Annotated in this window: 10 protein-coding genes and 2 pseudogenes; 5 read left to right on the top strand and 7 right to left on the bottom strand. The window is 43.0% G+C overall.

Annotation, left to right across the window (positions count from 1 at the left end):
* The 5 genes and pseudogenes from V7K45_RS06480 to V7K45_RS06460 form a co-directional block, all read right to left on the bottom strand.
* A partial coding sequence (locus V7K45_RS06480) for a DUF29 domain-containing protein (protein ID WP_335001528.1) occupies positions 1-283 on the bottom strand: 283 nt, incomplete at its 3' end.
* A 57-nt stretch (positions 284-340) separates the two neighbouring features.
* On the bottom strand, positions 341-2,971 hold the full coding sequence (gene acnB, locus V7K45_RS06475; RefSeq protein ID WP_335001531.1) for a bifunctional aconitate hydratase 2/2-methylisocitrate dehydratase: 2,631 nt from the start codon (positions 2,969-2,971) through the stop codon (positions 341-343).
* A gap of 366 nt (positions 2,972-3,337) precedes the next feature.
* A pseudogene (locus tag V7K45_RS06470) lies at positions 3,338-3,766 on the bottom strand (DUF4351 domain-containing protein); the annotation flags it as partial.
* Positions 3,756-4,157 carry a hypothetical protein gene (locus tag V7K45_RS06465; protein ID WP_335001526.1) on the bottom strand — a complete coding sequence of 134 codons (402 nt, stop codon included), beginning with the start codon at positions 4,155-4,157 and terminating at the stop codon, positions 3,756-3,758. The pseudogene V7K45_RS06470 and the gene V7K45_RS06465, both read right to left, overlap by 11 nt.
* Before the next feature lie 493 nt (positions 4,158-4,650).
* Positions 4,651-4,835 (bottom strand): annotated as a pseudogene (locus tag V7K45_RS06460) (hypothetical protein); the annotation flags it as partial.
* 297 nt (positions 4,836-5,132) lie between these two features.
* On the opposite strand from V7K45_RS06460, the gene V7K45_RS06455 reads away from it, so the two are divergent.
* The 5 genes from V7K45_RS06455 (at position 5,133) to V7K45_RS06435 (ending at position 9,018) form a co-directional block, all read left to right on the top strand.
* The gene (locus tag V7K45_RS06455; RefSeq protein WP_335001524.1) at positions 5,133-5,453 is read left to right on the top strand and encodes a 2Fe-2S iron-sulfur cluster-binding protein; all 321 of its coding nucleotides are present in this window, start codon (positions 5,133-5,135) and stop codon (positions 5,451-5,453) included.
* Between the two features lie 147 nt (positions 5,454-5,600).
* The gene (locus tag V7K45_RS06450; protein ID WP_335001522.1) at positions 5,601-5,780 is read left to right on the top strand and encodes a hypothetical protein; all 180 of its coding nucleotides are present in this window, start codon (positions 5,601-5,603) and stop codon (positions 5,778-5,780) included.
* A gap of 115 nt (positions 5,781-5,895) precedes the next feature.
* On the top strand, positions 5,896-6,957 hold the full coding sequence (locus V7K45_RS06445; RefSeq protein WP_335001520.1) for a DUF3326 domain-containing protein: 1,062 nt from the start codon (positions 5,896-5,898) through the stop codon (positions 6,955-6,957).
* 186 nt (positions 6,958-7,143) lie between these two features.
* A complete protein-coding gene (locus V7K45_RS06440) occupies positions 7,144-7,740 on the top strand; it encodes a CPBP family intramembrane glutamic endopeptidase (RefSeq protein WP_335001518.1) in 597 nt (198 codons plus the stop codon).
* 657 nt (positions 7,741-8,397) lie between these two features.
* Positions 8,398-9,018, top strand: coding sequence for a CP12 domain-containing protein (locus V7K45_RS06435; RefSeq protein WP_335001516.1), 621 nt, complete (start codon positions 8,398-8,400; stop codon positions 9,016-9,018).
* Between the two features lie 143 nt (positions 9,019-9,161).
* Here the strand turns inward: V7K45_RS06435 and V7K45_RS06430 are convergent, their stop codons facing one another.
* Together V7K45_RS06430 and lptB are read right to left on the bottom strand one after the other, a co-directional pair.
* Positions 9,162-10,277 carry an LptF/LptG family permease gene (locus tag V7K45_RS06430; RefSeq protein WP_335001514.1) on the bottom strand — a complete coding sequence of 372 codons (1,116 nt, stop codon included), beginning with the start codon at positions 10,275-10,277 and terminating at the stop codon, positions 9,162-9,164.
* Positions 10,278-10,499: 222 nt separating this feature from the next.
* The gene (lptB, locus tag V7K45_RS06425; RefSeq protein ID WP_335001512.1) at positions 10,500-11,228 is read right to left on the bottom strand and encodes an LPS export ABC transporter ATP-binding protein; all 729 of its coding nucleotides are present in this window, start codon (positions 11,226-11,228) and stop codon (positions 10,500-10,502) included.
* Positions 11,229-11,249 lie beyond the last annotated feature (21 nt).

The following is an 11,249-nucleotide window of genomic DNA, read 5'->3' as shown; positions in this document are numbered from 1 at the left end:
ATGTTTCAATGCAGATACGTTGTTCAGAAATGGTACTGCGCCAACTTTCACTACGTTTCTCTGGTTGGTATTGCCATTTCAGTAAGTGCATCAATAGTACAATTAATCGATTTTTTAACTCGCGTTTTTCACTCCTTCCCATGCTTTCAATTTCTTCAATTAAATTAGCTATATCTATTTCATTAAAATTATTTTCTTTTAACTGATGAGCAATTGTTTGTGTCCACAAGTAAAAGTCTTGTTCATAAAGGTTTTTTTCATTTATAAAAGATTGACTAGTCATTAATATTCCTCTTAGAAACGCTAAAAATTAGGTGGGCAGAATACCCACCTAATTAAACTATACTAACAACGCCTGCTCTTCTTTAGAAATCACGCGCCCTTCATCCTCAAAACCGGCAATTTGATCGAAGTTCAAATACCGATACAAATCATCTGCAAAAGGATGAATTCTACTCGCCACAATATCCAAATATTCCTGCACTGTTGGAAGCCGTCCCAGCAGCGCACAAACTGCGGCTAATTCTGCTGAACCAAGATACACTCGCGCATCTTTACCCATGCGATTATTGAAGTTGCGGGTAGAGGTAGAAAATACTGTTGTGCCATCAGCAACTCGTGCCTGATTTCCCATGCACAAACTGCATCCGGGCATTTCTGTTCTAGCACCCGCAGCCCCAAAAACGCTGTATACACCTTCTTCTTTTAATTGGTGTTCGTCCATGCGGGTTGGTGGTGCTATCCACAAGCGAGTTTTCACTTCACCTGCACCTTCCAAAACTTTTGCTGTTGCCCGATAATGACCAATATTCGTCATACAAGAACCGACGAATACTTCTTGCACTGGATCGTTAGCAACTTCCGATAATAATTTAACATTATCGGGGTCATTGGGAGCAGCAACAATTGGCTCTTTGATTTCGTTTAAATCAATTTCAATTATTTCAGCATACTCCGCATCGGCATCGCCTTCTAATAACACGGGATTTGCTAACCATTCTTCCATCTTGGCCACACGGCGCAGCATGGTACGCGCATCTTGATAGCCTCGTGCTATCATATTTTTCAGCAGCGCTACGTTAGAACGCAGATATTCGGAAATTGTCTCTACACTCAGCTTAATTGTGCATCCGGCACAAGAACGTTCGGCGCTAGCATCGGTGAGTTCAAAGGCTTGTTCAACTTTTAAATCTGGCAAACCTTCTATTTCCAGAATTCGTCCAGAGAAGACATTTTTCTTGTTCTGCTTCTCTGCTGTCAGCAAACCTTTTTGAATTGCCACGTAGGGTATGGCATTTACGACATCGCGGAGGGTGATACCTGGTTGTAATTCACCTTTAAATCTTACCAAAACTGACTCTGGCATATCTAAAGGCATGACACCCAAGGCAGCTGCAAAGGCTACCAACCCAGAACCGGCGGGGAAGGAAATACCCAAGGGGAAGCGGGTGTGAGAGTCGCCGCCAGTTCCCACGGTATCGGGTAGCAGCATCCGGTTTAACCAAGAGTGGATGATACCATCACCGGGACGGAGGGCAACACCGCCACGAGAAGCAAAGAAGTCGGGGAGTTCGTGATGGGTTTGGATGTCTACTGGTTTGGGATAAGCTGCTGTGTGGCAGAAACTTTGTATTACTAAGTCTGCACTGAAACCAAGACAGGCAAGTTCTTTCAATTCGTCGCGAGTCATGGGGCCTGTGGTATCTTGGGAACCAACGGTGGTGATGATGGGTTCGCAAGATGTACCGGGACGCACACCAGGTAATCCACAAGCTTTACCTACCATTTTCTGGGCTAGGCTGTAGCCTTTACCTGTATCAAAGGCTTGTTGGGGACGGGTGAAAACTGTGCTGTGTTTTAAACCAAGTGCAAGACGAGTTTTATCGGTAAGAGTACGTCCGATAAGTAGGGGGATGCGTCCACCTGCGCGGACTTCATCGAGGATGGTGTCAGGTTTGAGGGCAAAGGTGGAAATGACTTCGCCTGCTTCGTTGGTGATTTCGCCTTTGTAGGGATGGATGGTAATTACCATGCCGGTTTCGAGTTTGGTGACATCGCACTGAATAGGCAAAGCACCGGCATCTTCTGCTGTGTTAAAGAAGATTGGCGCGATCGCACCACCTAAAACATAACCCCCAGCGCGTTTGTTTGGCACAAAAGGTATATCATTTCCCATGTGCCACAATACTGAGTTGATGGCAGATTTACGCGAGGAACCTGTACCAACTACATCCCCCACGTAAGCTACAGGATGCCCTTTCTTTTTCAGTTCGGCAATGGTTTGTAAGCTTCCCGGTTGCCGTGACTCTAACATCACTAAGGCGTGTAAGGGAATATCTGGGCGAGTGGTGGCGCTTTGGGCGGGGGATAAATCGTCGGTATTGGTTTCGCCAGGAACTTTAAAAACGGTGACAGTAATCGCTTCTGGTACTGTGGGGCGCATGGTAAACCATTCAGCTTCCGCCCAAGAGTCAATCACCAGTTTGGCGAAAGGATTGGTTTTAGACAACTCTAAAACATCGTGGTAAGCGTCATATACCAAGAGGATTTTGCTTAAGGCGTTAGCGGCGTAAGCGGCGATGGGTTCCTTTCCTTGTCCGCCCATTACTAAAGGTGTTTCGGATGAGTCGGAGACGGATACAGTGGGAAATTGCAACAAATCGATTAAAGATTGCACATTGTAACCACCTACCATCGTGCCCAGCAATTGCACTGCTTCTATGCGCGAAATCAAGGGACTGGTGATTTCCTTTTTGGCAATGGCAGTGAGAAATCCGGCTTTGACATAAGCTGCTGGATCGACACCAGGAGAAACGCGATCGCGCAATAAATGTAATAATATATCCTCTTGACCCTTTGGCGGATTTTTCAGTAATTCACATAATTCTGAGGTTTGCTTCGCATCCAATGGTAAAGGGGGAATACCGAGTGCTGCTCTTTCAGCAACGTGTTTACGATATTGTTCTAGCATTTTTCTCTTCTCCATTGGGATTTTCTCCCTTCAATTATGAAATATTTTTAGGCAAGAATCGGCTATAAAAGTTTAGCTTATTTTTATTGGTGAAAGCCTTACTGGTAATCGGTTATTAGCAACTTTTTTATACTGAAGGTATAGTTTGAAAAGTATTAGGCGAATAAAATTCGCTACTACGCAAATATTTGCCTTTGGCGTTCCCGCAAGGTAGGCCACCTCCGTGGACTAAAAGGAAATCAAGGATTTTTACACCCACATAAGTGAGTTTTGTATTTCGACTCCGGCTCCATCGAGCGAAGTCGAGATGCTCACCACAAGTCTATATAGCCGCGACTTCTAGTCGCCAGATATAGTAATAATAAATTAAATTGATTGTTGGTTTAACCAAGTTTCTAAATCAGCAACACTAGAAAAGTCTAGCAATGGTTCTCCTAAATTCTCTAATTGTTCAATGGATAAACCTTTAATTCGCCCGATTAATGATGCATCAATTTCACCAATACGGCGATTTAGTAAACGCAGTATTAAGTCTTGTTTTCCTTCTTGCCTTCCCTCTTCTCTGGCTTGTTCTCTGTCTCTTTGATAAAGTGGTTCTAGTCGCATAATTAACTCCCTATCATCTGCTTCTAATTCTTGATTTACTCTCAAGTTTTCGCGTAAGTTGTAAACTAATTCGAGAGTTTCTTTTTGATATGGATAATCCAATGGTAACGCTTGCAGCTCGATAATTGCTTGTGACTGCACATTCCCCCTACCTAAAAGTCTCAACCATAACGTCCCGTTAGGGCGTGGCGGTTATTGCATTTTCATTTGATGTTTTATCTGTGTTAGATTTCAAGCGTGTCAATCTGCTTTTACGGATACGTTCGCTGTCTCTAACGCCACCTGCAAGTTCATATTCATTGCTGTTTTTGCCGTACTTGAAACCAACCCCAGTCAGCATTTTGTCTGAAACCTGACTTAAGGTTTTTTCCATCTCATCCAGCTTTTTTCTAGAAGAGTCAATCATAGCTAGAGCAGCGTTATACTCATCAAGCATATTGTGAAAATTGTCTATTAATTGAGTCAGGTTTTGCAAGTTATGAGTATCATCAAAATTGATATTTGGATCGATAGCTTTCAGTCCAGCAACTCTAAATTCAGCTTTTTCTAGAATTCGAGAACTACGTTTTTTTCGAGGCATAATTTTACACTTTTAATAGCTTTACAGGGCTATTTTCTCTTAATTAACCTGGATTCTGGTTCAGCAAAAAGCGCATTTTTTTAGTAAAAGTTTTTATTGATGCCCGTGATTTCTCGGAATTTAATCATCAAAGGTTGGTTTTCAGCAAAATAATATTATGTTTAAGCGATAGACAATAGGACACAGCAATGCTAGGCCCCTACAAATAGTTTGTATTTTATGTCAACAGCGATCGCTTTAACTTTAAGGCTTAATGTTCTAGCTCTAAGGCTTTATGTTGTAACCTTAAGGCTTAATGTTATAACTTTAAGGCTTAATGTTGTAACCTTAAGGCTTAATGTTCTAGCTCTAAGGCTTTATGTTGTAACCTTAAGAGTCAACATTGTAACATTGATGACCAAAGTTTGTTGATGAGTGCAATCATCACTACATAGTGTATATTGTTGATTTCCAGCGATCGCCACCGCAAAGGGCGAGTACGCCATCGCAATTCCCCCACTGAATCACGAGAAGCACCCACATCCGGCCCGGTGCACCAAATAAACTATAAAGAGAATTTATCGCTTCTCGTACCAAACCCTGGTCAACTTCCAAAGGTTGTACAGCAATGCGCGTCACCAATTCCACATAAAGCGACTAAGCTGCCTTATGTTGTGTGGTGTCAACTTTCTAAGGCATCGAACCAATGCCAAAAGGCAGACTTACAGATACAGTCTCTAAAGAAACGCGATGCCTACGGTGGTCACTGAGCGCAGCCGAAGTGCAGGCTACGCCTACGCCTATATTTATAGTAAGCAAATTTAACTAATATATTTGTGTATTGTATAGTAAATAATGTTACTAATCTAAAAAGTGTTCAGAATTAGTTGCTATAATTCTCAATCTTTAACCTAAATTTTTATAGTAAAATCTGGATATTTTTAACTAATTCAGATAAACTAAGAAATTTGTCCGTAGCATCACCTTCTTTTGTATATGCCCAAAACTTACACCGTAGAAATCGATCACCAAGGCAAAATTCATACCTTGCAAGTTCCTGAAAATGAAACGATCTTATCAGTTGCCGATGCTGCTGGTTTGGAACTGCCAAGTTCCTGCAATGCAGGGGTTTGCACAACTTGCGCCGGTCAAATAAGCGAGGGAACTGTCGATCAAACTGATGGTATGGGCGTTAGTCCAGATTTGCAAAAGCAAGGTTACGTATTGCTTTGTGTTGCCAAACCCCTTTCTGATTTAAAAGTTCAGACGGAAAAGGAAGACATAGTTTATCAGTTACAATTTGGCAAAGGCAAATAATCAGCGAACAGTTATCAGTATATCGGATGATTATTCATAACTGAATAACTATTCGCTGAGATTACCAAATTTGATAAATTACGCAAGTATTTCATTGCAGATGAAATCAGCTATTCTAGAAACTACAAATCAACAGGATTTACCAAAATGACAACTCATTTTATTACCGCAGAAATTGATTTCCAAGAAACTCCCGCAGAGTTACTAGAAGTAATTGAAACAGAGTTGAAAAAACAAGGTGAACCTCTGCGTTGGGCAGTTACTTCTGTGGATGCTGACGAACAAAAAGCTACAGTTGAAGCTGTGGTGACTACAGTCAAGAGTTAGGAAAAGAGACGCGATTAAGAGAGACAAGAGAGACGCGATTAATCGCGTCTATACAAGAGTTAGGATTTGATGGCTTGTGATTCATAAACTCATCACTCATCACTCTTAACTTAAAATGAATCGTCCATATACCGCTATCTTAATTGTACCAACAGGCGTTGGGGCTGCTATTGGGGGTTATGCAGGAGATGCTTTGCCTGTTGCTAGAGTTATAGCACAGGTTTGCGATCGCCTAATTACTCACCCCAATGTCCTAAATGGCGCAAGTTTGTACTGGAATCTTCCAAATGCTTTTTATGTTGAAGGTTATGGACTTGACAAATTCGCCTCTGGATGCTGGGGTTTGCGTCCAGTCCGCAGTAACAAGGTAGGTTTGCTTTTAGACCAAGCTATTGAACCAGAGTTACGGCTACGACATATACAAGCAGCCGATGCAGTCAGAGCAACTCTCGGATTAACCTTAACAGATTATGTAATTACTGATGCCCCATTAAATGTAGAATTGCGGACTACAGCATCGGGAGCGAGTTGGGGAACAATTGGCAACCCAGATAGCTTGCTACGAGCAGCTGAGATATTAATTAAAAAAGCGGGGGCAGAAGCGATCGCAGTTGTAGCCCGTTTCCCCGATGATATGGATGAGGAGGCAGTACAAAAATATCGCCAAGGTGAAGGTGTCGATCCTCTAGCGGGTGCAGAAGCCGTAATTAGCCATTTGCTAGTGCGAACTTTTCAAATTCCTTGCGCCCATTCTCCCGCCCTTTTGAGCGAACCTCCACAACCTGATTTATCACCCCGTTCCGCCGCCGAAGAATTGGGCTATACCTTTTTGCCCTGCGTCCTTGTCGGATTAAGTCGTGCCCCACAATTTATAATAGATAAAAGAGCGATTGCATCAGAGAAAGGAGATATTTGGGCAGATGAAGTGGATGTTGCGATCGCACCTGCAACTGCTTGTGGTAGCAGTGCCTTACTGAGTTTAAGCCAAAGACGATGCCAAATAATTACAGTAGTAGAAAATAAAACTCTGATAAAAGTTCCTCCCCAACCCTTGGGGATCAAATCTATACAGGTAAACTCATATTTAGAAGCAGTAGGTGTATTGGTAGCACACAAAGCAGGCATCAATCCCTCCGCTCTCCGTCCCAAATTATTACCTTTGCAGTCCATTAGTTAGGAGGTAGGAGGCAGGACGCAGGTGGCAGGTGGTTACTGAGCTTAGTTGAAGTGAGGCAGGAGCATGAAGTTAGAATTCATACTAATTCCCTGAATTACAGCTAAAAATTATTTTACCCTGCCCTGCTCCCCTGCCCCCCTGCTCCCTTGCTCCCCTGCCCCCCTGCCCCATTCCCCTTAAAAACCCGTGATTGAACAACAAAAGCAAGAGCCAGAAATTCCATACCTGACGCGCATCCAAGTACTTGGGGCGATGGGAGCGACTGCAATCATTTTGTTGATAGTCGCCAAACTTTCGTTATACCTTGGCAACTTTTCGCTATTTTCTTGGGACTTGAATCCAAGAGAGTTGCTCTTAGGTATAGGGTTGGGGTTTGTACTCACCGCGTTAAGTGGCTTAACTTACCGCCTATGGACTGCCTATCGTAAGAGTGCAGATTATTACCTAGAAGTAATACTCAAGCCTTTAGCTTTACCAGATTTAATTTGGCTGGGGTTGCTACCAGGATTGAGTGAAGAATTGTTATTTAGAGGTGTGATGCTACCAGCTTTAGGCTCCGATCTTACAGCTGTAATTGTATCCAGTCTTTGCTTTGGCATCTTGCATTTTAGCGGTTCCCAACAATGGCCTTATGTAATTTGGGCAACAATTGTCGGGATGATATTGGCATATAGCGCCCTGCTCACGGGCAACTTGTTAGTGCCGATTGTCGCTCATATTATTACCAATTTGATTTCTAGCTATTTCTGGAAAATGCGGCAATTTTCGGCAATTAAAAAATAAATATTTGTTAATCGGCAAAATATTATCGAACAGAATTCAGGAGTCAGGAGTCAGAATACAGGAAAGGTATTCTGACCGAAAAAGCAGATAGCGCCGGCGGCAAGCGAGTCTGCATACTCTTACAGAAAGGCAAGCTACGCTTTTAGCGTCTCGTAGAGAGCGTCTTGATTCTAACTCCTGAATTCTGACTCCTGAATTCTTCTTCAACACAATTTATGCTTGGTTTTTGGGCATTGGTTACATTGGATAACATCATAAGTTGACAACTGGTCTAATTTATTGTTGTAGCTGGGCAAAAGTTCAACTTTTTTGCTTTCTAGTAGTTCACCAAGTGAACTTGGCGGGGTAAAGGGTAAGGGAGAAGGGGGAAAGGTTTTAAATCCCTTACCCTTTCCCCTTTCCCCTTTCCCCAGCCCCCACCAAGCATTGTTGGCTTGCCAGACTACTAGTAGTTCACCAAGTGAACTTGGCGGGGTAAAGGGTAAGGGAGAAGGGGGAAAGGTTTTAATCCCTTACCCTTTCGCCTTTCCCCTTTCCCCAGCCCCCACCAAGCATTGTTGGCTTGCCCTACTAGTTAGCTAACTGTGTGCTGCAACGCTTCGATACGCCTATGAGGGCGCAGTGCTGCACCGGACTATTAACCAGGAGACTACAGCAATGATGAAAGCTGAAGATATTATGACCAAAGACGTAGTTACCATTCGCGGTTCGGCAACTGTTGCTGAAGCGGTGGGGCTAATGAAGGATAAAGGATTGCGGGCGCTGGTTGTGGATCGTCGCTATGACAATGATGCTTATGGCATTGTCACAGAAACGGATATTGTTTATAAGATAACAGCCTACGGGAAAGATCCCAAGCAAGTGCGGGTTTATGAAATTATGAGCAAGCCCTGCATTGTGGTTAATCCTGATTTGGGTGTGGAATATGTAGCGCGGTTATTTGCTAATACTGGTATTCATCGCGCACCTGTGATTCAAGGCAAGTTGTTGGGCATCATCTCGATTACCGACATTTTAACCAAAAGCGACTTTGTGGAAGCGCCAAAAGCGCTACTGCTGGAGGAGAGAATTCAAAAAGCAATTGAGCAAGCTCGTGCTATTTGCACTGAACAAGGTGCTTATTCTAAAGCCTGTGCAGCTGCCTGGGATGAGGTAGAAGAACTTCAGGCAGAAGCAGCTCATCAGAAAGCTGAGGGTATGATATCAGCTAAAGTCTCTTTTGAAGAATACTGCAAGGAAAACCCCAATGCACCAGAATGTCGAAATTATCACCCGTAATTGAAGTGTGGGGGATGAAGATTAAGGGGGCATTGGGCATTGGGCATTGGGCGATAATCTTCTTCCCCTGCTTCCTCTGCTCCACTGCTCCCCTGCTCCTCTGCTCTCTTGCTCCTCTGCTCCCTGCTCCCTGCTATCTCAATTTACCGTCTGGCAACTCGTATCAATAAGAATAAACCTATTCCCAAAAAAAGAAAGTTGGGCAACCAAGCCCCCATAAAGGGAGAAAGGACACCTGCTTGTGCGATCGCTCCACTAATAAAGAAAATTAAGTAGTACGAAAATATAACTACGACACTAATCCCAAAGCTAGTACCTCTCCCCGTCCGCTGGGGTATGCTTCCCATCGCTGCACCCACCAAGCCAAAAACTACGCATACAAAGGGCAAGGAGATTTTTTGTTGAATCCGCACTTCAAGTTTACGAATTTTTTGGCGATCGCCACCAAGATTTTCCACTTCTAGTTGCTGTAGTGCTTCGGCAATATTCATCTCACCATAGTCTCGGCTTTTTTCTGCCAGACTTAATGGCGTGCGCGGTAGTTGCAGTTGTTGGTGTTCAAATTTGACGATGTTACGATAAGAGCGATCGGCAGCAACAAAATAGATTGTACCGTTGTAAAAATCCCAGACATTTTGAGAAGGATTCCACTGAGCAGATTCTGATACCACAATTTGATTCAGATTTTTTGTTGAGCGATCTATAATTGTCAACCCTGTCATACGCTTACCATCAAATTGGTCGGCGTAAAACAAGCGTGTCAATATCCGATTCTTAGAGCCATCCGGCTGGACAACATCCTGGTATTCAGGATAGAAAATATTTTGTTGTTTAAAAGTTGGCTTGTCTGATTTGAGTGCTTTATCCAGAGTCATCGCCGCTTGATAATTTGCTGCTGGTGCAATTTCTTCGTTAAACACAAATGTCATTCCTGTGACTACCAGACTTAACATCACAGCAGTTAGCACCATGCGATAGACACTGACACCACAACCACGCAAAGCTATTAGTTCGCTCTCGCTAGAAAGACGACTATAAGTCATCAAAGTAGCCAGCAGCGTAGACATGGGGAAAGCTAAAACGATAAAATTGGGAAATTTTAACAAAAAAACTTGAATAGCAATGTCTATGGGTAGCCCAGATTCTACAATTTTTCTGACGAGATCGAATACAGCATCAATAGTGACGCCAATTGATGAAAAAGCTCCGACACCAAAGAAAAACGGCGCTAACAATTCGCTGGCAAGGTAGCGATCCATGATCGTAAAAGGCAGCAGCGAATAAAGACTATTAAAAGACGTAAGCTTCTTTGATATCATAAGCAATTTGAAAATTTAGATATTAGCAACCCCGGCAAAGCATATCTACTATATTTAATATCAAAATTAAATACTTAATGGCTAAACATTAACTAATAAATTTATCCTGAAGAATCAAAAATCAAAATATCCTTGGAAATTATTAACTAAATTATTATTAATTTATACTTGAAAATTATCCCCCAAATAATATTGCCGCACGAGGGGATTGCTGTAGAGTTCGTCAGCAGCGCCAAAAGCGAGGATTTGTCCCTCACGCATGATGTAGGCGCGATCGGTGATAGCGAGGGTTTCGCGGACATTGTGATCTGTAATTAGGATTCCCATGCCGCGATCGCGCAGTTGTGCGACGATTTGCTGAATTTCTGAGACTGCGATCGGATCGACTCCTGCAAATGGTTCATCCAAAAGTAAAAATTTTGGCCCTTCTCGTCCAGCAGCTAAAGACCTTGCTAATTCCGTCCGCCGTCGCTCACCACCAGAAAGTTGAATTCCTTTACTTTTAGCTAATTTTTCCAACCGAAACTCCCGCAGTAAAGTTCTAAGTCGGATTGACCACTCCCATCGTGGCACATGAGTTTGCTCTAGCACTAACAGAATATTATCCTCTACCGAGAGCTGGCGAAAAACACTTGCTTCTTGTGCTAAATAGCCAATACCCAGTCGTGCCCTTTGATGCATTGGCATTCCCGTCACCTCTACATTACCCAGCCAAACTTTTCCTTGATTGGGTTTTTCTAAACCTGTGGCAATGTAAAAAGTCGTCGTTTTACCAGCCCCATTGGGGCCTAGTAAACCAACAATTTCACCCTGAGCAACAGAAAGGTTGACACGATTGACAATTACTCGCTTACCGTAAGATTTGTGAATATTCTCTAAAACAATTTTCACGCTGGAAGCACCCTTTCTTGG

This window comes from Nostoc sp., from assembly GCF_036917375.1.
In the GTDB taxonomy this organism is placed as follows: Bacteria; Cyanobacteriota; Cyanobacteriia; order Cyanobacteriales; family Nostocaceae; genus Nostoc.
The sequence above is the reverse complement of the archived record's forward strand: the minus strand, read 5'-3'. Positions and strand labels throughout refer to the sequence as shown.